Genomic DNA, 22417 nt, shown 5'->3' with positions numbered 1-22417 from the left:
ATGATACCTTAGTTTTTATAAGCTTAATGAATATGTGGATAAATACTTTAAGTGTGTGTGGACGTATTTATCCACATATTCATTAGCTGTATCAATTTAAAGATAGAATATCAGTATTGTAACTGTCAGCCTTTGACTGAATAGGATGAAGTAACGGTATCCGATTTGGGATGGTTAATAAAAATATTTTATATTTTAGAGTATAGAAAGATGTTGCCAAAAATTTTAAAGAACTTTAACATATTTGTTGATGGTAGAGGTTATGCTGGGAAAATCGATGAAATAACTCTGCCGAAGCTCACTATCAAAACAGAAGAATACCGTGCAGGGGGTATGGACATACCAATTAGCATTGATATGGGCATGGAAAAGCTTGAAGCTGATTTTACTTTTGCAGAGTATGATTCAGAGCTATTTAGGCTTTTCGGTTTGATAGATGGGAATTCAGTAGCTTTGACACTCAGAGGTGGAATGCAAGGGAGTGGTAGTAACGATATTGAAGCTGTAGTAATCAATCTCAGGGGAATATTCAGAGAATTTGATTTTGGTAGCTGGAAACCTGCTGAGAAAGCAACCCTTAAATGCACAGTTGCAGCTCACTATTATAAACTCACCATATCTGGTTATGAGCTTATTGAAATCGATGCTGAGAATATGATTCGTAAAATTAACGGTGTTGATCAAATGGCCTTACTGCAGACAGTTTTAGGTATTTAAGTTTTTATTTCTTATAGAAGGAAACTCATGCAAGCAATAACACTACACAGCCTAATCACAGAAGTCTTGAATGAAAAATTGTATTAGAGTTGAATTTTACATCAAAAAATATTTTCAATGATATAAAAAATTATTATTGACTTTCATGCAATTAGAGAACCTATAAATTCATTGTTAGTATTCTAACATTTATTGATTAATTTATTGTTAAGTTAGTATATATCAGAATTATAATAACAAATATTACTTGCGTAGAGAAAAGTTATAGAAAGAGGGATTTTTTAGGGAACTAGTGTAAAATACTCATGGACTAAAATAGGCTGACTTTATGATATGTTAGAACCTATATTGGTGGAGGCAAGCGGGATCGAACCGCTGACCTTCTGCGTGCAAAACAGATGCTCTACCAGCTGAGCTATACCCCCAGGTAATTCTTGCTTAAAGCATAAATCACTCAGGCTGAAATGCAAGAAATATTTATCTATTAGGCTATTGCTAAATAGTGTACAAATTCTGCAGGGTGTACACACTTCTCTATTTTTTTGTCTCCTTAGCGTTATACGTCACACCATCCAAATAAATCTGTGAACTGAAAATTAACAAGAAGTTTTCCTTTAAAAATTTTTTAACTAAATTATCACTAACGCAGTATATTATATAATTTATTTAACCACACATGAAAATTTTAGTTTGATTAAAACGGATAAAAACTGTATTGATGTTTAGTATAGCTGAAAAATGAAATGATCCCGTAGCTCAGCCGGTAGAGCAACTGACTTTTAATCAGTGGGTCACGCGTTCGAATCGCGTCGGGATCACTCACAAATTTTGAAAAACATGCTAAAAGAACAAGACAAAATATTCACCAACCTAAATGGTAAAGAAACTCCACTACTTGAGGGTGCAAAAAAACGTGGTAGCTGGCAAAAGACAAAGGAGTTACTAGATTTAGGATCAGCAAAGATCATTGATGAAGTAAAGAAATCTGGTTTGAGAGGTCGAGGGGGTGCAGGATTTTCCACCGGCCTTAAGTGGAGCTTTATGCCCAAGAATCTTCCAAAAGCATATTTAGTAGTCAATGCAGATGAGTCAGAACCTGGTACATGTAAAGATAGAGATATATTGCGATATGAGCCACATAAGTTACTTGAGGGAATTCTCCTGGCCGGCAAAGCGATCAGCGCATCAGTTGCGTATATTTATATCAGGGGTGAATTTTATAATGAATATTTAGTTCTAAAAAAAGCACTTGAGGAAGCCTATAAAGAAGGTTTAATTGGAAAAAATGCCTGCAAATCAGGTTATGATCTTGATGTGTTTATCCATAGGGGCGCAGGAGCTTACATATGTGGGGAAGAAACAGCTCAACTCGAATCAATTGAAGGAAAAAAGGGCTTTCCTCGCATGAAGCCTCCATTTCCCGCAGGTGTTGGACTTTTTGGCTGCCCAACCACAATAAACAACGTTGAAACTATAGCCATGGTTCCAGATATTCTGAATCGCGGAGGAGAATGGTTTACATCTCTTGGTAAACCAAATAATACTGGTACCAAGGTCTTTTGTATTTCAGGACATGTAAACAACCCGTGTAATGTTGAAGAAGAGCTCGGAATTCCATTACGTGAATTAATTGAAAAATACGCAGGTGGAGTGCGAGGAGGTTGGGATAATTTACTTGCTGTAATACCTGGTGGGTCTTCAGTGCCATTAATTCCAAAATCTATATGCGATACTATTGAAATGGATTTTGATTCATTAAGAACTGCACAATCAGGGCTTGGTACTGCTGCTGTAATAGTGATGGATAAATCAACTGATATAATAGCTGCAATAGAGAGGTTATCACACTTTTATATGCATGAGTCCTGTGGACAATGCACACCATGCCGTGAAGGTACTGGATGGATGTGGAGGATTATGAAGAGGATGGTGGCAGGAGATATTAAACCTGATGAAATAGATAAGCTGCTTGACCTTACAACTCAAATAGAAGGACATACAATTTGCGCGCTTGGCGATGCTGCAGCTTGGCCGATTCAAGGATTAATAAGACATTTTCGCCATGTTATCAAAGAGAGAGCGATAATTTAACTTTACTTATACTTCTTAAGCCGTTTTGCTACTTAGCAACCAGAGCTAAAAAATATTGATTCCCTTCTCTTTTAGGTGCCAATTCTACCTTTGCGATATCTTCAGTGTCTCGAATTAGCCGTTCTAATTTTTCCAGTCCAACTTCAGTGTTTATAAGCTCTCTCCCTCTAAATCTCATTGTGACTTTAATTTTATGTCCGTGGACAAGTAAGTCTCTTGCTTGACGCAATTTTGTTTCGTAGTCGTGATCACCAATATTAGGACCCAGTTTAATTTCTTTTATAGTTAATGTTTTTTGTTTCTTTTTTGCTTCACTTGCTTTCTTTTTTATATCATACTTTTGCTTGCTATAATCCAGAATTTTACATACTGGAGGGGTTGAATCAGGTGCAATTTCCACCAAGTCTAAACCAACACCCTGTGCAAATTCCAAAGCTCGTTCTATTGTCACGATTCCGACCATTTCACCACTATGATCAACTAAGCGTACCTCCTTAGCTGTGATAAATCCATTAATTCTGTTTTTATTGTTCTTTTTAACTTGCAAACTTTAACTCCCTTAATTCAAATTAATACTTTTTAACAGCGATTCATTAGCCTTTTCCAAAGAAAAAGACTCCTGTCTTTCCGATCCTAAATTTCTTACTGACACAGTTTTACTTGTAACTTCATTTTTGCCTACAATCCACAATATAGGAACCTTGTTTGAACTATGCAAACGTATCTTATAACTAATTTTTTCATTGGTCAAATCAGTCTTGACTCTCACACCTTGTTCTTTTAAAATATTGCTAATTTCTGTGGCGTAACCGTCAGCCTCATTTGTAATGGTCAGAATAGCAAGTTGCGTTGGAGCAAGCCAAACTGGAAATTTTCCTGCATAATTTTCTATCAAAATTCCAATAAAACGCTCAAAAGTTCCAAGAATTGCCCTATGTAACATGACAGGGTGATGCTTTTGTCCATCTGCTCCTATATAAAAAGCTCCCAGACGTTCTGGTAAAATGAAATCAACTTGTAATGTTCCACATTGCCAGCTTCTGCCTATTGCATCTTTCAAGACAAACTCTAACTTTGGACCATAAAACGCACCTTCACCAGGGTTAAGTTTATAACTCAAGCCTGCTTCTTTAACGGCTTCAAGCAGCGCTTTTTCAGCTCTATCCCACACTTCATCATTACCTGCTCTAATATCTGGACGGTCTGAAAATTTCACAGAAATTTCATTAAATCCAAGCTCTGAATATACTTCTTTTAAAAGGTCACAAAACTTTATAGTCTCAGAATTCACTTGTTCTTCCATACAAAAAATGTGTGCATCGTCTTGCGTAAAACCACGCACTCGCATCAGTCCGTGCAATGATCCTGAGCTTTCATTTCTATGGCATGTGCCAAACTCTGCCATACGTATTGGTAAATCACGGTAGCTCCTGGTGTGAGAATTAAAAATCTGCACATGACAAGGACAATTCATGGGTTTTATTGCTAACTTTTTATTCTCAGATTCGTCAACAATAAACATATTTTCACGAAACTTATCCCAATGTCCAGATCTTTCCCACAGCTCTTTACTTACTAAAATAGGAGTTTTTACCTCAAAATAGCCATTATTTATTAGCTTCTTTCTGATGTAAGACTCAAGAACATTATATAGAATATATCCTTGTTCATGCCAAAAAACCTGCCCAACAGCTTCCTCTTGGATGTGAAATAAATCCATATCCTTGGCAATTTTGCGGTGATCACGTTTCTCTGCTTCTTTGAGACACTCAAGATAAGCGTTTAATTCATCCTTATTTCTCCATGCTGTGCCATATATTCGCTGCAACATTGGGCCCTTTGCATCACCTCGCCAGTATGCACCCGCTACTTTCATAAGTTTAAACGCTTTAACTCTGCCGGTTGATGGTGAGTGCGGACCACGGCATAGGTCAACAAAATCACCTTGCCTATAAACAGTTAGGTTTTCACCCTCTGGTATGGATGAGATAATATCAACCTTATATTTTTCGCCTATACCACTAAAGAAATCAACTGACTGCTTGCGAGTCCAAACTTCTCGAACAAATCTGTGGTTACTTTTTACAATCTCTTTCATTTTCTTTTCTATTGCGGTAAGATCGTCCGTAGTGAAGGTACGACCTGTAGCAAAATCATAGTAAAAACCGTCCTGAATTGTTGGGCCGATAGTAATCTGAGTATTAGGAAATAGCTCTTTCACTGCCTGTGCCATTATGTGAGCAGCATCATGCCTTATTATATCTAAACCCGCTTCGTCACTCAGTTGTATCACCTCTATCTCTGCATCAGCTTCAATTTCACGTGAGAGATCATGCAACTCACCATTTACCTTAAAGGCAATTGCTTCTTTCAAAACATCCGGTTGTAATATATCAAAGCCAGTAACTTTACCACTGTATTCTTTTACTTTTTGTTCGGCTGAAAAAGTAATCCTAATCATTTATCGACCCTTTTGTCTAACCCTCTCTTTGTCATCCCAGTGCGTGACACTGGGATCCATCTTATTTTTATAATGGAAATTAGTTTAACGTATGCTCCTAAAATCTGTTGTCCATTGCACAATTTGCAAATATTTTTATACCTGGACCCCAGTGTCAAGCACTGGGATGACACCTTTGTGTTTGAGGCAAAACAGGCTATAACATTTAACATACTGCCCTCGCAAACAAATGTTCGTACAGTTGTGTATCAGCTACTGGGATGACACCACCCCTAGTGGGCACTGCCCCTAAATCATAATGGATAACAGGGTTATAAGCTCTGAACATTAATAATAAGGCCTATTCTTCTTTAACCTGAGTGCAATTGCGTCTTCCCAAACTTCACCATTACGCAATAACTTTTCTTTATTGTACATTAGCTCCTCTCTTGTTTCAGTAGCAAATTCAAAGTTAGGACCTTCAACAATTGCATCAACTGGACATGCCTCTTGGCAAAGTCCGCAGTATATGCATTTTGTCATATCAATATCATAGCGCGTGGTGCGGCGACTACCGTCTTCTCTTTCCTCTGCTTCAATAACTATTGCTTGAGCAGGGCAGATAACTTCACATAATTTACAAGCTATGCATCGTTCTTCACCGTTTGGATACCTACGCAACGCATGCTCACCACGAAACCTTGGACTTAAAGGGCCCTTCTCCATAGGATACCTCAAAGTAACCTTTGGCTTAAACATATATTTTAATGTAATAACAAACCCTTTAATTAACTCTACAAAAGACCAGTACCAAGCTAATTTCTTGAGCATAAAATATTTAAAACTTGTGTCAGTCATTATAAATCATATTATCAGTTTTCAAAATAAATATTTTCACCTGGGTGACTTTTTAGGTATTTTGGTTTCTTAAGTGTAATATTGCTAAGTAGTTTATATAAATAATGACAAACACAAATGAAACTATTTTCGCTTTATCGACCGTATTTGGTAAGTCAGGAGTTGCAGTAATCAGAATTTCAGGCAACTACGCGCTTAAAGCTTTAAATCATTTTCATATTAAGAAAGAAATTAAACCAAGATTTGCTACTTTAGTTGATCTATATGATGATTCCAGTCAATTGATAGATAATGGAATAATCATCTATTTCCCTGCTCCAAACAGTTTCACTGGCGAGGATGTTATAGAGCTACAAGTGCATGGAAGCAAGGCCGTCATAAAAATCATCTTGGAGGAATTATCAAAAATTTTCGTTATGGCCAGGCCTGGAGAATTCTCACTTAGGGCTTTTCTAAATGGTAAATTTGACTTAACGCAAATAGAAGGGATTGCAGACTTAATTGATGCTGAGACGAAAATGCAAGCTAAACAAGCGATTAAGCAGATATCAGGAGAATTGGAGAGACTATACAGCAATTGGAGGCAAAGATTAATAACGATACAATCCAAAATCGAAGCATATATAGACTTTCCAGAGGACATTTGGGCAGAAAAAAGTGAATTGGAAAAAATTAATAATGAAGTGCAATCTCTCGTGCAGTTGATACAAGAGCATTTAAATGATAATAGACGGGGCGAAAGGTTGCGTGAGGGTTTACATATTGTAATAACTGGTGAACCAAATGTCGGTAAATCAACTCTGTTTAATTTCTTAGCCAAGCGTGATATTGCTATTGTTTCTGAATATGCAGGCACAACAAGAGATATACTTGAAGCTCATATTGACATTGGCGGATACCCAATCATTCTCTCTGATACTGCTGGAATTCGTGAAAGTTCAGATCCAATAGAATCAGAAGGTATAAGTCGAGCGAAAAAGAGGTCTTTTGAAGCTGATTTAAGAATAGAACTGTTTCCTTTTGAACAACGACACGATGTCAATTATCAAGCCACAGGCAATATACCATCTGTAGTACCAGTGCTTGACACACAACTATGCAAATATTGTAATCAACAAACGGTGTCATCCCAGTGCTTGACACTGGGATCCAGATATAAAAATACTTGCAAATTATGCAATAGACAATGGATTCTAGAAACATGTGCTGAAAACAATGTTCATGATGAGATAAGCTGGAAACCAGTGTCAGCTACTTGCATGACATCAGACCAAAATGACACCATTTATGTATTGAGCAAAGCTGACGATGTTATCAATAATCACAATATAAAAATTAATGGCATAGATCTTTTACCCATTTCTATTCTAAAGGAAATAGGTACAAACAAATTGATCTCTCTCATAAAAGAGAAGGCAGAGGAAAAATTTGGGCATGATAGAGACACTCCTGTAATCACTCGGCAAAGACATAGGAATCACATGAAGAAAGCACTGGAACATTTACAACGTTTTAATATCGATAATCCAATTGAGTTGATATCTGAAGATTTGAGGCTTGCTGCATTTGAACTTGGTGCGGTGATTGGAATTATTGATGTTGAGGAAATATTGAGTAGTGTGTTTAGCAACTTTTGCGTGGGCAAGTAAAGCTTTTATAGATTGCTTAAAATCAAATGTTGTGATAGAAAAGAAATGGACGGATGGCCGAGCGGTTTAAGGCACCAGTCTTGAAAACTGACGTACGTGATGAGCGTACCATGGGTTCGAATCCCATTCCGTCCGCACAGCATCTCGCTATGCTAGCTGATTTTTAGAGCTTATTTGGACTATGTGGTTCATAACGCTGGAAATCTTGTCTAATCTAGCCACATCTTTTAAAAATACATCCCTTTGTAAATTGACCTTGTTAGCAAAGAAAGCTAATATCTATAAATAGATCACCATCTGAATATGAAAACCGATATAGTAATAATAGGTGCAGGACCTGTTGGAATATTCACTGCTTTTCAAGCGGGAATGCTTGATATGAGATGTCATATAATAGATGTTTTGGATCAAGCAGGAGGACAATGCACAGCTCTTTACCCAGAAAAGCCAATATACGATATACCTGGTTATCCTGTAATTACTGCCCAAAAATTAATTGAGCAGCTAATGGAGCAAGCTTCGCCATTTAAGCCTATTTACCATTTAAGTCAAAAAGTAGAAAAGATTTCAAATAACGAAGGTGAAAACTTTACTATCATAACGAGCATAGGTACAGAGGTAAAATGTAAGGCTGTTATTGTTGCTGCAGGTAATGGAATGTTTGAACCTAACCGTCCACCCTTAAGTGGTATATTAGAATATGAAAATAAATCTGTATTTTACAGTGTAAATAAAATTTCTGATTTTCAGGATAAAACTATAGTCATTGCAGGGGGGGGTGATTCTGCGGCTGATTGGACTGTAGAACTTTCTAAAGTTGCAAAGAAAATTTATGTGATACATAGGAGAAAGGAATTTCGCTGCACTCCTGAAACTAGAAATAAATTAGAATCACTTGAAATTGATGGAAAAATAGAACTGGTAGTGCCATATCAATTACACGAACTAGCAGGAGGTAATGGGCAATTGAGCACAGTGATAGTAAAAAACATTGCCTCTAAGGAAGAAAAAGAAATATCCGCTGATTTTTTGCTGCCATTTTTTGGATTGTCAATGAATCTTGGTCCAATAAACAATTGGGGTATACAGTTAGAACATAGCCGCATAGTTGTCGACCCAGCTACACTTAAAACCAGTAGAGATAGGATATATGCAATCGGAGATATAGCTATTTATTCAGGCAAACTAAAATTAATACTAAATGGTTTTGCTGAGAGCGCCATGGCTTGTTATGACATATACAAAGTAATCCACAACTCTCCAGTCAATTTTCAATATTCAACTTCAAAGGGAATTCACGGGAAAGAAAAACTTCCTTGACAAACCTCGCCAGCTCCCTTATCATGAAACTGAAGCTATTGTATTTGCTTTCGCCAATCTGCAGATTAAAAGGTAAGGATTACTTAATGTATCGGCGTCTTATGTTCAATATCTACATCTAGATTTTTATCTAAGTAAGCTGAACGCGCTTACAAAGCGTTACAAGACATCAAAAAATGCCAATACTCGACAGAGATAGTAAAAGACTAGCTAACTCGGGGATTCTTTGTCTTTTTTTCTGCTTAGTAAATTTCTTAAACGTTTGCAGCGTAAGTTAGTTGCAATTAAAAGCAGCTTAATCTCGCTTGTCAAGCGTTTAAAACATAAAAAACGCCAATATTTTAAAGCGGATAATAACCCCAGGGCTTCTTTTGCCTTTTTTTTCATTTGGTAAATTTCTTAAATATTTGTGGCTAAACGACAACCGTCATCCCGCTGCTTGTTAGCGGGATCTAGAGATACCGCGAATGAATCGCGGTATGACGTAGGACTGCTGTCATTCCAGTGCTCCTTTTTTTGTCATCCGAGTAGCTGACACTGGGATGGCTTTGTTGCATCGCTCTTCGGATAGTAGGTAACGTACAATAAATTCATGAAGCTATCTCAAACTTAGCCATGCCTATTTCAGTAAATTTGTTAAGCAAATAACACTTGAGTAGCAGTTCCTTCTCACGATTAATCTCAGATTTGCTCCTAAAACTAAACCCAAATATTCGCTTCAACCTTGAGAAAAATCCTTCAATATACGATCTTTTTCCGTAATTTACTTCTTCTTTCCATCTTTTTATACCATTCTCACCATGTAATTTCATTAACTGAATAGCGGCATTTCTATCAAGCATATAATCCAATTTTGGATGCTCTGCTGCGTTGTTTTTCGGAGGAATTTTCGTTTTTATACCATATTGATTACACAGCTTATAGAGCTTTTCTCTGTCATATGCCCTATCTGCATATAGTACTTTTATGACATACTGAAAATCGACTTCTTTTAGCAAATCACAAGCTCCATAGTGATCAGAGTAGACACCGTTACTGTATTTTACAGCTATGGCTTTTTTGCTGTTTGTATTCAACATTACATGCAATTTTCTTGTCTGTTCATAGCTGCGATACTTTCTATCTTCGCTATTTTCTTTGCTATGACCAGGAGTGTTGTTGTATATACTAATTCCTGTACTGTCTATAGTAATTTCGATATCTTCCATATTATTTTTATCAATTCTGCAATCATTGATCTTAATATTGAGTTTCTTAAACCTTCTTGATGATTGTGAATAGCTGATAACTTGCAAATTTTTCCCAATTTGCTCAAGGTATCCTGCTATAAACCCAACTGTTTGCCTCAGGCCTATTCTAAATAAACAAGTTATTATGTGCACCAAAATTACAACTTTATCGCTATAAATATTGTTGCCACCTGGTATTTTTGGACCATTCTCGTACCACTTTTCTATGGCTTCGTTGATATAATGAAAAATATTTCCTCTTTTTTCTAGAAATTTGTTATATTCGCTATGGTTACTGACCCTCATTTTTTGTGGCATATTTTTTCTTTCAAGGTTAAATGGCTATTTTATAATGAATTTTGTCAGTAGCCACCAGATTTTTTCAGTTGCTATGCAACAAAGCCCACTGGGATCCAGATATACAAATACTTACAAATCATGTAATGGACAAAAGATTCTAGGAGCATATGTCAAAAACAATGTTCGTGATGAAATAGGCTGGATCCCAGTGGGCTTTGTTGCATCGCTACTTATGAAAGGCTAACTATAATTAGGATTATAAGCAACTTATTGAAAATCTTGTTTTTTTGCAATCAATCTGATCAAATTTAAGAATAGTAATTTGTTATTTATATTAATAAATTTAATTCTATTGAAAATAGCTAAAGCATTGAAATTCTTGAATTTTAGCCGGATTAGTGAGTGGTAGTGAAATTTCTTTTACTCAAATTTAGGTATTCACTGACCGTTCTTGTTGTAAATACCAGAATAATAAGCTACTGATATTCTCCACCTTTTTTATCTTTAATCCATCATAGCTAGCGATGCAACAAAGCCATCCCAGTGTCAGCTACTTGGATGACAGAGGGGGGTGGGATGACAGAAGATGATGGAGTGACAGGGAGTAATACAAAAAGTTTCGTCATCCCCATTGAATCGGCTTTAAAATCGATGTTCAAAGTTGAAATTTCCCTAGAAGATGCGGGGAAAATCAGAAAAGGTCAGGAAGTTGTATTAAATAACTTGCGTAATTTAAAGAATCATGATATTTGTTGTACGGTGGTGGGTAGTGTACCTATTGCAATCTGCAGTTTTATTTATGGTTGTGTGAAACCTATTCGTGTTTTTAATATTTAAAATGAGGTTTAGATGTCGATAACATCCGAAAAGAAAAAGAGTTTGATAAATATATATGCAATTAAAGAAGATGATACAGGCTCATCTTTTGTACAATGTGCAATTTTGACCGAGAGGATCAGTAACTTAACTGAGCATTTTAAAGTGCACAAGCATGACCATCACTCTAAGCGTGGTTTACTTATATTGATAGGTAGAAGACGCAAGCACTTAAATTATATAAAGCGTAAATTTGGTAATGAAGCCTATCAGGAATTAATAGAGAAGTTAGGCATTAGAAAATAATCGAGGAATTTAATATGTTTAAAATTATAAAAAAATCTATAGAGTGGGGTGGTCGTGCCTTATCTTTAGAAACAGGAAAAATAGCACGCCAAGCTCATGGTTCAGTAGTTGTAAATTACGGTGATACTTCTGTTTTAGTAACTGTTGTACGTAAAAAGAAGGAAGAAAGCGTTGATTTCCTACCTTTAAATGTGCAGTTTATCGCAAAAAGCTATGCCATGGGTAAGATCCCTGGCGGGTTTTTTAAAAGAGAAGGCAAGCCATCTGATAGAGAAACTTTAATCTCAAGAGTAATAGATAGAAGTATAAGACCACTATTCCCAGAAGGATTTCATGATGAAATTAGTGTGGTGTGCAATCTATTAACTTATGATACAGTCAATCCTCCTGAAGTGCCAGCATTGATTGGTGCTGTTGCAGCTCTTGCAATTTCTGGTGTTCCCTTTCACTTTACTATAGCTGGAGTGATGGTTGGTTGTGATGAAAATAATAACTATATACTCAACCCTTCTGTTCAAGAGATGAAAGCAAGCAGCTTGGATCTGTTTTTGTCTGGTGATGAAAATTCAATTTTAATGGTTGAATCAGAAGTGAAAGAGCTCTCTGAAGAAAATGTTTTTAATGCAATAAAATTTGGCCATGAACACCTTAAGCCTGTCATTAAGCTCATAAAAGAGTTTGCTGATACAATTGGCAATAAACCTGAGAGCTTTGCCCCTATTGATGCATCAGATATAACACAAGAGCTCGAAAAATACGGTAAAGATTTTGAAAAAGCATATTCGCAAACAGTAAAACAAGAGCGAGTTCAAGCTCTAGAAGCGATCAGAGAGAATATATTGAATACTCTTAAAGAAACTGGAAAAGACGAAAAGTTAATTACGTATGCAGTAAAAAACTTTGAAAGATCTTTAGTACGTGAAATAATTAGGAAGAAAAGTGTAAGGATAGACGGTCGTAAGCATGATGAGATACGTCAGATAGAAGTTGAAGTTGATATTCTGTCCAAAACTCACGGTTCTGCACTATTTACAAGAGGCAATACTCAGGCACTGGTTGTTACTGCTCTTGGCACCACTCAAGATGAGCAAATTGTGGATGATATTGAAGGGGATAGACGTGAGCATTTCATGTTGCATTATAACTTTCCCTCATTTGCTGTTGGAGAAACTTCTGCTGCGCGTGCACCAGGAAGAAGAGAAATCGGTCATGGCAAACTTGCTTGGAAAGCAATTCATCCTGTTTTACCCGATAAGTCTGAATTTCCTTATACAATAAGAGTAGTGTCCGAAATTTTGGAGTCTGATGGTTCTTCTTCTATGGCAACAGTTTGTGGGACTTCTCTTGCTTTAATGGATACGGGTGTGCCAATAAAGGCCCCTGTTGCTGGAATTGCTATGGGTCTCATCAAAGATAAAGACGAGTATGTAATACTTTCCGATATACTTGGTGATGAAGATTATCTTGGTGATATGGACTTTAAAGTAGCAGGAACTAGTGAAGGGGTTACGGCGCTACAAATGGACATGAAAATTTCTGGTATAAGCTTTGAAATTGTTGAAAAATCTTTAGAACAGGCAAAAGCTGGAAGATTACATATTTTAGAAAAAATGAATGCAGTGATTTCAGAACACAGTGATGATGTCAAAGACCATGCACCAAGGATGTTATCATTTTACATAGATAAAGACAAAATTTCTGCTGCTATAGGTTCTAAGGGGAAAAATATACGCAGTGTGTGTGAAAGAAGTAATGCAAAAATTGAAATAGGAGATGATGGTAAAGTTTCTGTTTTTGCTACGAGTGGCACTGAAGCTGAAATTGCAAAGAGTATGATGATTGATTCAATAACAGAACTAGAACAAGGTTCTATAGTTGATGTCAAGGTTGTAAGAATAGAGAAGTCTATTGTAGAGCTTGAATTTCTTAATGGCAGAAAAGGAAAAATGCACATAAGTGAAGTAGCTAATGAACATATAGATTCTATAGAGAGCGTACTTAAACAAGATGATACTTTCAAAGCACTAGTAATTGACTTCGAAAAAGGTGGGTGTCCAAAGTTGTCAAGACGTCGGGTTGATCAAGAGACGGGAGAGTTTTTTGAAGGTGAGCTTTACAACGAGGAAAGGAAAGATGGTCCAAATGACAGGGATAATTATTACAATAATTCATTTAGTAGAAAACCTGGAGGAAGTCACCATAAGAGGCCTCCTCGTCCTCGTTCTGGTTTCAGCAACAGAAATAGGCCGAAATTTGGTAATAATGATTCATCATCAGGTTTTTATTAAGAGTAAACTTCTTGCGTTACCTCTCGTCATTCCAGTGCTTAACACTGGAATGACACCCTTTCTGGTGAGGGTTGTTCTCAAATCACAATGTTAGTACAATTGTGGTGTTAGCTATAGCTAACCCAAGGTATCCGTTCAGCGGAGTGGTAGAATAAGGTAGACAAAGCAAGATAATAAAGATAATCATAGAGCAAAAGTGAGGGTGCGATCCGATGTCATGAAATCATGATGGTTAAATTCCATCCACCATAACATCTGGTTGAAATCATAGTTCACATTTTAGGAAATTGGCAATTTTCTAGGGTGCAAGCATGAACTAAAAGGGAGTAATATTAAACCTTATAATAAATCCTCTCGAGAAGAGTTAGATATGGTTACGAAAGAAACTTATGTTTGAATTGTCGTCATTGCAAATATGCGAAAAAAAAGGTTGATACGCATAAACCAAAAGGTACAGAGAATGGATGATTAAAATGCTCACGTTTAATCAAGATGTTTCCGATCTCTCGGCAAAAAGTAAGAACCTAAATCCAACACGAAATGGTTTCATGGAACGGAGTAACCACATGGAAGCTCTTGTTAATCTTTATAAGAGTAACAAGCAGGTAGCCAACCGCAAGTCTCTGTGTGGAGGGATTGTTTAAGAAGCTAATGCCTAGGGTAATGTCTAGGATATGCAGACGTGGACACTGTAATTTGGAAGGTAAAGTTGTAAATAGTAGTGAATATGTTATGAGCCAACAAAATGTTAGGTATGAATGGAATGAAATTCCTTGGCGCAAGCTAGAGAAATTTTCGTTTAAGCTACAAAAACGAATTTACCGAGCTTCACAATGTGATGATATCAAAAAGATGCACAATCTTCAGAGATTATTACTCAAATCAACAAGTGCAAGAACGATAGCAGTTAGAAGGGTAACTCAGGACAACAGAGGGAAAAAAACTGCAGGTATTGATGGAAAAGCTAACCTTAGTCAAAAAGAAAGATTGCAATTGGCAAACTCCTTAGATATAAGGGAGAAAGCAAAGCCATCAAGACGCATTTGGATTTCAAAACCTGGAAAGAATGAGAAACGCCCATTGGGGATACCCACTATATCGTGTCGAGCAAAACAAACACTTGTAAAAATGGCTTTAGAACCTGAGTGGGAGGCAAAATTTGAGCCAAACACTTATGGTTTTAGACCTGGTAGATCATGTCATGACGCCATTGAAGCAATATTTCAAGCGTTGAGTCGAAAGACAGCATTCATCTTAGATGCTGATATATCTGGGTGCTTTGACAATATTAACCATAATAAACTACTTGAAAAGCTCAATACCACACCAACGTTAAAGAAAATATTAAGAGGATGGTTGAAAGCAGGTGTTATGGAAAATAGAATATATAAACCAACTGAAAGTGGTACTATCCAAGGAGGAACAATTTCTCCATTGCTCGCCTGTATCGCTCTAAATGGTTTAGAAAGCTATTTAAAAGAAACAATGGCAGATCAGATAAGAAGCTATAGAAAAGAAAAACTTGGTAGATCATGTAGAGAAAAGGCAAAAAGATCACTCAGCATAATTACTTATGCCGATGACTTTGTGGTATTTCATGAAAGTAAGCAAATTGTGCTTAAGGCAGAGATTTTAATTAAGGAATGGTTAAAAACCATTGGATTAGAATTAAAGTCATCAAAGACAAAAATTTCTCATTCATTGAATCCTCTAAAGGAAAAAAAACCAGGCTTTGATTTTCTTGGATTTATAGCATTTCTCATAATAGTCCAAACAGGTCATAGGAAGGCAGAATCAACAGCACGAAGAAAGGATTCGAATAGAGGAATGTTTTTCCTGGCTCTGTTTTTTATAGCAAACCAATGATGCTCAATTTTGTTGAAATCTGGAGAATAAGGCGGCAGATACAAAATTTCTGCACCAACCCCTTTAGCAAGCTCGATAATCTTATCAGACTTATGAAAAGTAGCATTGTCAAGAATGACAGTCTGTCCAGGTTCCAAGATCGGTGTCAAAAATTGCTCAAACCATCCATTAAAAACATCCATATTACAGTGGCCTTCAAAGGTTAACGGAACAACTATCTTTCTTCCACTTAAGGCTGCAACCATACTGATTCGTTGAGTTTTCTTTCCAGATTTTAAGGCATAAAACCGCCGTCCTTTCTGGCAATATCCGTAGGGGTAGTCTTCGGTGTTATCAATGCCAGACTCATCTATATACACTAAGTTTTTAGGTTCTTTTGTCGCTATAATTTTCAAAAATTCAGCACGTTTTTCTTCGTTTCTTTCCTTGTATCCATATGTCTTTTTTTGCGCGTAAATCCAATTTTTTTAAGGGCTCGATAGATCGTTTGGATACTAACGTTGTTCCAAAGTTTAGCCATTTCCGATAGAGTCTTTCCTCCGTGTTCTCTGGCAAATTTGGCAAAGGTATCCCAGTCGGTAATTTTGTGATTGTAACCCCCATTTCCAAGTTTTTTTGATTGAAAGTCTCCTGTTTCTTTTCTTCTTTGCTGCCACTCCCATAAAGTAGTTCGTCCAATCTTAAATCTTGCTGCCACTGTTTCTCTGCTTTCTCCTTCGTCTAGCGCTTCCATTGCTTTTTTTCTTAAATCATAACTATATGCTGCTGGCATTCAACCTCCTTATCATCATCTATCCTTATCCTATCACATCCGGACTTTTATCGAAAGAGCTATATTGATGACTTTTTTCTCCTTGGAATACATCAACACTAAACATGACCTTGTGCTTTTTTGCATCGTCTATAGATTTTTGAAGTCTCTTTGCTATGTTTTCGATAGCTTCATCATTAGGTAAGTGTTCAGGCAATGGCGTCAACTTAAGGAAAAATATCAGCGATAGTGCATAAAATTTCTCTCCAAATTTTTTATCATTAAATTATCCAAAGAGTGCAAGGGACAGCACTTTTGTTTCTGTTTTATTTCAACAAAGAAGTCTAAAATGTGTCCTTTTTAGGTGAAATATGCAAAAAGGAAAAAACCTTATTCTACAAATTAAAAATATAATATACTCGAAAACTTTTCAGAAAATCCATTGTGTTGAGTTTTACACGAACAAGAAAACTTCCTTTTTCGAAAGTATTTTCTATGATTTTAAAGTTAGTTAAAAAAAGTTTGGGAATAGAATGTGAACTTATGGAGCCATTGACATGTACCCTCAAAGCAAGCCTTTTCTAAAGCAAGGTATAAGATTTGCCATACAGGCTTTCAAGAATTTAAGAGGTTGTCCACAAACCAGTAAATCAAGCATATTCCCTACTTAACATAACTTTACTCATAGCCAGATATATGAAACTTTCAGTAGATGTTGTAAGTAAATCGTACTCCTTTGATAGCCTTCTATTTCTATTGATCCAAGCAAAAGTCCTCTCTACCGCCCACCTTCTCGGCTGTACTGAAAATCCAGGATCCCGTTGTGGCAATAGTTCTAGTGGTGTATCTTTATGCACCCAAAACCTACATGGAGGCCTTTTGACAATTTCAATATCTATCCCATATTCTCTCTTTACGTAATCCTTTAAATCTTTTCCTTGGTATCCCATATCAGCCCACATTTTCTTAATATTGCTGTATTTTTCCTTCATATTGTCCAATGCCATCTTCACCCCATCTCTGTCATTTTCGCTTGCAGCTCCTACATAGCAACCAAGCACAAATCCTTGAGTATCTGTGATTATATGTCTTTTTCTCCCCTTTACCTTTTTCGCACCATCATAACCTTTGACCCCCCTTTTTCCGTGGTTTTTACCGATTGACTGTCCACTATGCATGCGCTCGGCTTCCCATTTTTGACCTACTATATTTAGTGATATCATAGTTCATTTTCTCAAAAATTCCCTGCTTTTTCCATCTTCTAAACTGTTCATGCACAGCCTTCCACGGCGGAAAATCGTGTGGTAAATAGCGCCATTGACATCCTGTGCGCAGTATATAAAGAATTGCATTTACTATCTCACACTTACTGTATTTTGGTGGCCTTCCTCCTTTCTTGTACGATACTCTGAAGTGTTTTTCTATTCTTGCCCATTCCCTTTTACTTAAATCTGTTGGATATTTTTTCCTCATCTCTTACCTCAATATTCTTTCTTTATATACTACGTATTCCTTGGTTTGTGGACAACCTCTCAAATCTTACTATTACCCACAAATATGAGGTTTGTGAGCAAGTCGCCATCCTTCTGCTAAATCAAAGAGACGTTTATATCCTTTCCAAAGAGTAATTGGTCCTGGTTTTGGGTCATTTTTTCTTGCTAAATGACCTCCAAGTTCACGAAACGGCTTCTTTTATAGTAGGGGCTATATTTGGACATGGTTTCCTGTGTATTTTAACATATAAAACTTTCCATTCTTCCTCAGCTAATAAGGCAGTACATGGTAATGTTGGGTTAGTTCTTGCAATTGATGTAATAAAGAAAATTCTCCAAGCAATAATGCTCATGACTGTTAAATACCTCATTAATCTTTCTGCTATTCCAAGCCTACATTCTTCAACTTTGAGACCGGATTTAAAATTTTATGTAATATCTCTATTTTCCATCTAAGGCAATTGTAAGTTAAAAACGTGATATAAAAGAGATAAGAGAGAAAGATAACCCTGCTCACTAGGAATAGCGGGCGTGCGCGACCGAAAGGAAATTGGTATTACAACCGTTGGTATCAAGGTACGCTAGCCCTATCCCTCGATACGTTTGAATAGTTGCTTGGGACATATATATGCACCCGTTTACAATCTTAAATTAACTAAAACTATCGAGGTTTATTATGGTTACATCTTATCAAAATTTTATTGGCATTGACATGGAAAATTTAAAAATGTCGTTGCAATTCACAAACAGAAGAATGCTGTCGAATTTGATAATAATGCTTCTGGTTGGCAACAATTATTTCAAGAGTTTTCAGATATTCTACCTAATGCTTTAGTGACTTTAGAAAATACAGGGAAATATGAGCTTGGCTTATCACATTTTCTTACCGACAAAAATATTGCCGTGCATCGAGCTAATACTCGTAAAGTAAAAAGCTTTATTTTATCTCACGGAACTTTAGCAAAGTCTAGATGCAAGAGCTCTTGCTCAATATGGATTTGAATGCCATAGAACTATCTCTCTATTTGTACCTACCTCTACAGAACAATCAACTTTGGCTGCACTTTGTCAACGTCGTGATGATATTACGCAAATGAGAACTCAAGAAAAATGCAGACTTGAAGCACCGGAAAATGATCATATAAAAGAAAGCTGTCAAAAGACCATTGAGTTTTTCGATAGTCAAATAAACGAACTCAATGATACTATACAAAAGATTATTGATGAAAGCCGCGAATTACAACAACGCCAAAAAATTCTTAAAACAGTTCCTGGAATAGGTAAAAAGTTATCACAAGATTTTTTGTGTTTAATGCCAGAGCTTGGTTACTTAAATAGAAAAGAAGTAGCAAGTCTTGCCGGAGTTGCACCGCATCCAAAAGAAAGTGGTAAAGCTGTTGGTTACCGAAGGATTACAGGTGGTAGAAGTAACGTTCGTTCAAAGCTCTTTACAGCCGCTATGGCTGCTACAAGGTCAAAATCTATACTTGGCGCCTTTTATTCTAAGCTTGTTGAAAGTGGTAAGAAGAAGATGGTGGCTATAACAGCCCTAATGCGTAAAATTATAGTAATTGCTAATACAAGACTTAAAGAAGCAATTAATTTGCATACTTAAAAATCTTCACAACGGTAACTGAAATTGGCTAATGAATATGTGCGTCCACACAGACTTAAAGCACATATTCATTAGCTTAAGCAGAAATTGCTGTGGTAGCTGTTTGATATAAAATTCTATTTCTATGACAAACGGGTTTTTATTGCCCATATAATTTGCAAAATTACACAAATAAAAAAATTTTTAAAAAACATAGTTGATACCAACTAATTTTTTCAACAGCTTCATCGAAAGTATTAACTGAAAGATTCGTTAATAGCATCCATTCTAGCGGTTTTTTTTAAGGGAAGGGGAGTTTTCTCAACAACATAAACTGCATAAAGTGGTAATTTAGGTAGTTCTTCCGTCTTATGCCTAATATTATTCTTAGATGGATTCATCATAAACTTTCCAAATCTAACTTCCAAACGTGCTGTTCTTTTTGGCTTATTATCTTTTACAGGAACTTCAACTTCTACCGTACCTGCACAATGAGAGGATTTAATAAATGCCCATAACTTCTGCTCACCTTTTTCAGGATATCGAGATTTTCTATTTACTGCTCTATCTCTGCATGCTCTAACTAGCACTGCCGAATTAAGACTATGTGCAAGCTCAAAAAAGTCATATATATCTGCTTCTCTATCGCATACAGTTATAGTCTCAGTTTGAGTTGGATCAATAATATTATTTGTTTTTCTTAAAGTTTCCAACCACTTTACGCTTTCTTTATCTTCAATGCGATCGCTCTTTTTTTTAAGGTTCTCAGTTTCTTCAGGTCTTGAATAAACTTTTTGATCTAGTATCCCTAGTACCAAACCTTCTATACTAACGGCAAGAGCTGTATGCATTATAATACCTTTTGCAGTATCATAACTGGACAAATTTGCTAATCCGCTTGTTTTTTTATGGTTATTATATACAATGTAACTGGTATCTTGAATGACAAGAACCCTCTTGTGAGCTTTTGTTCTCTCAACTGTTTTATCAATGTGTGAAGCTAGAATATCGACTTCTTTTACGTTCTCATTTTAAAAAAAACGATATGCTGCTTTTGCTTCTGACCAACTTTCACATGCTTGATTAATCTAACTTTCAGGTAATTTTGTCAAACATATCAGCAATCTTTACTAATCGCTCAGTTAACCTTTTATCTCCAAATTCATTTTTAGCCCATTCACTACTTTTACTTGCCATTTTACACCCTCAATATTTGCAAACTTTAATATTGTAATATTTTACTTTTTAGTCCATTTATATTTGTGGGTAATAGTAAGGAATGACACCGTCTTGGATGGAAACCAGTGTCAGCTACTTTCATGACACCATCATAAGGTGAAACTGGATCCCAGTGTTTGGGCACTGGGATGACAAGAAGAGAGCACTGGAATGACAGGAGAAGGGGGGCTACTACCGTCATAAAGGAACCAGTGTCAGCTACTCGGATGATACCTTCTTTCTACTTAGTTTGGGTTATGCAAGAAGTCTATTCGCGGTATAGATTCCGCTAACACGTAGCGGGATGACGGTTGTCGGTAAATCTAAGTCAGTTTAGCTATATGCTTTTAATTCCCCCAAAAGGAGAATGAAATATGTGAAATTCTAGTTGATATAATTTAATGAATGGTTAGTTTAAATTACTAATTTATTTAAGAGACTTTGATGATATTTAGCCCACTCGCTTTTCTATTTTCCATATCACGATGTGCTTGAATTATTTCATCAAATTTATATTTTTTATTGATCCGTACAGTTAAAAGTTTTTTTCTTATCATCTCGAAGATTTCCATTGTGGTAAGCACTAATGTGAATCTATCATGCTTATAATGGTATATTGAGGTTCCAGTTGCAAATAACGAACGTGAACTAAGTAAAGAAAAACTAATAGGAGCGTTACCTGATATCTGCCCATAGGAAACGTATATGCCGAACCTGCCTAAAGATTCAAAAGAGAGCTTACTTGTAGCGTAACCTATGGGGTCATACACTGCACCTACTCCTCTGTTTTGCGTAATCTCCATAATTTTAGAAACGAAGTCTTTATCATTGTAGTTTATTGCGTATGTGCAGCCACTTTGTAAAGCTATCTTCATTTTTTCATCAGAGCTTACAGAACCTATCACTACACCTTTTTTATCCTTTGCCCATTGACATATTATTTGCCCTAAGCCACCATTAGCTCCATAAACTAGCACGAAAGCACCAGGCCTGATTTTATAAGATTGATTAACTAAATAGTGAGCTGTCATACCTTTAAACAGCACTGCAGCAGCAACTTCATCAGATATGTCATCTGGAATTTTTATCAGATATTTCTGGTGTATAATGCGCTTTTCACAATATGCCCCTGGAGGAGCTGTGCAATATCCAACTCTGTCTCCAACTTTGAATCCATCACTGATTTTTTTACCAAGTTTTTCAATAACCCCAACTGCTTCCACTCCAAGCACTGATGGTAAATTTTTAATTTTGCGTGTACCTTTTCTGTGCTCTAAATCATAACGATTTAAGCCGATAGTTGTGTGACGCACTAAGACTTCCTCGCCTTTTGGCTCACCTATGCTCTTATCTACAAATTCTAATACTTCTGGTCCCCCAGTTTTTTTAATTTGTATAGCTCTAACCATGATGAATATTAAGACAAAAACTTTGATTATGTTATCTAACAATTAATATTTTGCAAAGTTATTGTTTTCACA

Annotated in this window: 16 protein-coding genes, 3 tRNA genes and 5 pseudogenes; 13 read left to right on the top strand and 11 right to left on the bottom strand. The window is 36.3% G+C overall.

The annotated features are described in order from the left end of the window. The first annotated feature begins 210 nt into the window (after positions 1-210). Entirely contained in the window at positions 211-717 is a 507-nt protein-coding gene (locus tag OOL03_RS00340) for a phage major tail tube protein (protein ID WP_319803723.1), read from the top strand. A gap of 349 nt (positions 718-1066) precedes the next feature. Here the strand turns inward: OOL03_RS00340 and OOL03_RS00335 are convergent. Then, positions 1067-1142: transfer RNA gene (locus OOL03_RS00335), tRNA-Ala, on the bottom strand. Positions 1143-1462: 320 nt separating this feature from the next. Here OOL03_RS00335 and OOL03_RS00330 point away from each other — a divergent pair. Both OOL03_RS00330 and nuoF read left to right on the top strand, forming a co-directional pair. Continuing rightward, positions 1463-1535, top strand: a tRNA-Lys gene (locus tag OOL03_RS00330). 19 nt (positions 1536-1554) lie between these two features. After that, positions 1555-2808, top strand: a complete 1254-nt coding sequence (gene nuoF, locus OOL03_RS00325) for an NADH-quinone oxidoreductase subunit NuoF (RefSeq protein WP_264707386.1) — start codon at positions 1555-1557, stop codon at positions 2806-2808. A gap of 28 nt (positions 2809-2836) precedes the next feature. Here the strand turns inward: nuoF and infC are convergent, their stop codons facing one another. From infC to nuoI, 4 genes are all read right to left on the bottom strand, one after another. After that, entirely contained in the window at positions 2837-3355 is a 519-nt protein-coding gene (infC, locus tag OOL03_RS00320) for a translation initiation factor IF-3 (protein ID WP_264707385.1), read from the bottom strand. 12 nt (positions 3356-3367) lie between these two features. After that, positions 3368-5269 (bottom strand): threonine--tRNA ligase, encoded by a 1902-nt coding sequence (gene thrS / locus OOL03_RS00315; protein WP_264707384.1) that lies wholly within the window; start codon positions 5267-5269, stop codon positions 3368-3370. Then, positions 5266-5481, bottom strand: a complete 216-nt coding sequence (locus OOL03_RS00310) for a hypothetical protein (protein WP_155969049.1) — start codon at positions 5479-5481, stop codon at positions 5266-5268. The genes thrS and OOL03_RS00310 overlap by 4 nt, the downstream gene beginning before the upstream one ends. A 115-nt stretch (positions 5482-5596) precedes the next feature. Further along, a complete protein-coding gene (gene nuoI / locus OOL03_RS00305; protein WP_038199316.1) occupies positions 5597-6079 on the bottom strand; it encodes an NADH-quinone oxidoreductase subunit NuoI in 483 nt (160 codons plus the stop codon). Between the two features lie 131 nt (positions 6080-6210). Between nuoI and mnmE the strand changes: the two genes are divergently transcribed. The 3 genes from mnmE to OOL03_RS00290 all read left to right on the top strand — a co-directional run bounded on the left by mnmE (position 6211) and on the right by OOL03_RS00290 (position 9075). Then, positions 6211-7755, top strand: a complete 1545-nt coding sequence (mnmE, locus tag OOL03_RS00300) for a tRNA uridine-5-carboxymethylaminomethyl(34) synthesis GTPase MnmE (RefSeq protein WP_264707383.1) — start codon at positions 6211-6213, stop codon at positions 7753-7755. A gap of 47 nt (positions 7756-7802) precedes the next feature. Beyond that, positions 7803-7890: transfer RNA gene (locus OOL03_RS00295), tRNA-Ser, on the top strand. Between the two features lie 168 nt (positions 7891-8058). Further along, positions 8059-9075 (top strand): NAD(P)/FAD-dependent oxidoreductase, encoded by a 1017-nt coding sequence (locus tag OOL03_RS00290; RefSeq protein WP_264707382.1) that lies wholly within the window; start codon positions 8059-8061, stop codon positions 9073-9075. A 590-nt stretch (positions 9076-9665) separates the two neighbouring features. Here the strand turns inward: OOL03_RS00290 and OOL03_RS00285 are convergent. Continuing rightward, positions 9666-10622, bottom strand: coding sequence for an IS5 family transposase (locus OOL03_RS00285; RefSeq protein WP_253303449.1), 957 nt, complete (start codon positions 10620-10622; stop codon positions 9666-9668). A gap of 73 nt (positions 10623-10695) precedes the next feature. On the opposite strand from OOL03_RS00285, the gene OOL03_RS00280 reads away from it, so the two are divergent. The 5 genes from OOL03_RS00280 to OOL03_RS00260 all read left to right on the top strand — a co-directional run bounded on the left by OOL03_RS00280 (position 10696) and on the right by OOL03_RS00260 (position 15880). Then, entirely contained in the window at positions 10696-10848 is a 153-nt protein-coding gene (locus tag OOL03_RS00280) for a hypothetical protein (protein ID WP_264707381.1), read from the top strand. A 332-nt stretch (positions 10849-11180) separates the two neighbouring features. Then, positions 11181-11441, top strand: a complete 261-nt coding sequence (locus OOL03_RS00275; RefSeq protein ID WP_012673289.1) for a hypothetical protein — start codon at positions 11181-11183, stop codon at positions 11439-11441. Positions 11442-11453: 12 nt separating this feature from the next. Further along, positions 11454-11726, top strand: coding sequence for a 30S ribosomal protein S15 (gene rpsO / locus OOL03_RS00270; RefSeq protein WP_006279944.1), 273 nt, complete (start codon positions 11454-11456; stop codon positions 11724-11726). Between the two features lie 14 nt (positions 11727-11740). Further along, positions 11741-14014, top strand: coding sequence for a polyribonucleotide nucleotidyltransferase (pnp, locus tag OOL03_RS00265; RefSeq protein WP_095742791.1), 2274 nt, complete (start codon positions 11741-11743; stop codon positions 14012-14014). A 651-nt stretch (positions 14015-14665) separates the two neighbouring features. Beyond that, positions 14666-15880 carry a reverse transcriptase domain-containing protein gene (locus tag OOL03_RS00260; protein WP_264707380.1) on the top strand — a complete coding sequence of 405 codons (1215 nt, stop codon included), beginning with the start codon at positions 14666-14668 and terminating at the stop codon, positions 15878-15880. Here the strand turns inward: OOL03_RS00260 and OOL03_RS00255 are convergent. Beyond that, positions 15793-16652, bottom strand: a protein-coding gene (locus OOL03_RS00255; protein ID WP_264707019.1) for an IS630 family transposase whose coding sequence is annotated in 2 segments (ribosomal slippage) — positions 15793-16328 and positions 16328-16652 — 861 coding nt in all. Because the reading frame shifts where the segments join, the coding sequence is not laid out codon by codon here. The two genes, OOL03_RS00260 and OOL03_RS00255, sit on opposite strands and share 88 nt — an antisense overlap. A 350-nt stretch (positions 16653-17002) precedes the next feature. Between OOL03_RS00255 and OOL03_RS00250 the strand changes: the two are divergent. Continuing rightward, positions 17003-17268, top strand: a pseudogene (locus tag OOL03_RS00250) (IS4-like element ISWosp8 family transposase); the annotation flags it as partial. A gap of 13 nt (positions 17269-17281) precedes the next feature. Here the strand turns inward: OOL03_RS00250 and OOL03_RS00245 are convergent. Both OOL03_RS00245 and OOL03_RS00240 read right to left on the bottom strand, forming a co-directional pair. Then, positions 17282-18104: pseudogene (locus OOL03_RS00245) on the bottom strand (IS5 family transposase). A 72-nt stretch (positions 18105-18176) separates the two neighbouring features. Then, positions 18177-18584, bottom strand: a pseudogene (locus OOL03_RS00240) (IS4 family transposase); the annotation flags it as partial. A 216-nt stretch (positions 18585-18800) separates the two neighbouring features. On the opposite strand from OOL03_RS00240, the pseudogene OOL03_RS00235 reads away from it, so the two are divergent. Beyond that, positions 18801-19739: pseudogene (locus tag OOL03_RS00235) on the top strand (IS110 family RNA-guided transposase). A gap of 193 nt (positions 19740-19932) precedes the next feature. Here the strand turns inward: OOL03_RS00235 and OOL03_RS00230 are convergent. Further along, positions 19933-20915, bottom strand: a pseudogene (locus OOL03_RS00230) (IS4 family transposase); the annotation flags it as partial. Between the two features lie 452 nt (positions 20916-21367). After that, entirely contained in the window at positions 21368-22345 is a 978-nt protein-coding gene (locus OOL03_RS00225) for a quinone oxidoreductase family protein (protein ID WP_253303422.1), read from the bottom strand. Positions 22346-22417: the final 72 nt, after the last annotated feature.

It is taken from the genome of Wolbachia endosymbiont (group A) of Acrocera orbiculus, assembly GCF_947250015.1.
Lineage (GTDB): Bacteria > Pseudomonadota > Alphaproteobacteria > Rickettsiales > Anaplasmataceae > Wolbachia > Wolbachia pipientis.
Note: the sequence above shows the minus strand (reverse complement) of the source record. Positions and strands in the feature narration are given on the sequence as shown.

Bases quoted from the DNA above. Each gene is read 5' to 3' on its own strand.
- OOL03_RS00340 (WP_319803723.1), top strand. From the start codon at position 211: ATGTTGCCAAAAATTTTAAAGAACTTTAACATATTTGTTGATGGTAGA.
- nuoF (WP_264707386.1), top strand. From the start codon at position 1,555: ATGCTAAAAGAACAAGACAAAATATTCACCAACCTAAATGGTAAAGAA.
- thrS (WP_264707384.1), bottom strand. From the start codon at position 5,269: ATGATTAGGATTACTTTTTCAGCCGAACAAAAAGTAAAAGAATACAGT.
- OOL03_RS00310 (WP_155969049.1), bottom strand. From the start codon at position 5,481: ATGTTAAATGTTATAGCCTGTTTTGCCTCAAACACAAAGGTGTCATCC.
- nuoI (WP_038199316.1), bottom strand. From the start codon at position 6,079: ATGCTCAAGAAATTAGCTTGGTACTGGTCTTTTGTAGAGTTAATTAAA.
- mnmE (WP_264707383.1), top strand. From the start codon at position 6,211: ATGACAAACACAAATGAAACTATTTTCGCTTTATCGACCGTATTTGGT.
- OOL03_RS00290 (WP_264707382.1), top strand. From the start codon at position 8,059: ATGAAAACCGATATAGTAATAATAGGTGCAGGACCTGTTGGAATATTC.
- OOL03_RS00285 (WP_253303449.1), bottom strand. From the start codon at position 10,622: ATGCCACAAAAAATGAGGGTCAGTAACCATAGCGAATATAACAAATTT.
- OOL03_RS00280 (WP_264707381.1), top strand. From the start codon at position 10,696: ATGCAACAAAGCCCACTGGGATCCAGATATACAAATACTTACAAATCA.
- OOL03_RS00275 (WP_012673289.1), top strand. From the start codon at position 11,181: ATGACAGAAGATGATGGAGTGACAGGGAGTAATACAAAAAGTTTCGTC.
- rpsO (WP_006279944.1), top strand. From the start codon at position 11,454: ATGTCGATAACATCCGAAAAGAAAAAGAGTTTGATAAATATATATGCA.
- pnp (WP_095742791.1), top strand. From the start codon at position 11,741: ATGTTTAAAATTATAAAAAAATCTATAGAGTGGGGTGGTCGTGCCTTA.
- OOL03_RS00260 (WP_264707380.1), top strand. From the start codon at position 14,666: ATGCCTAGGGTAATGTCTAGGATATGCAGACGTGGACACTGTAATTTG.
- OOL03_RS00225 (WP_253303422.1), bottom strand. From the start codon at position 22,345: ATGGTTAGAGCTATACAAATTAAAAAAACTGGGGGACCAGAAGTATTA.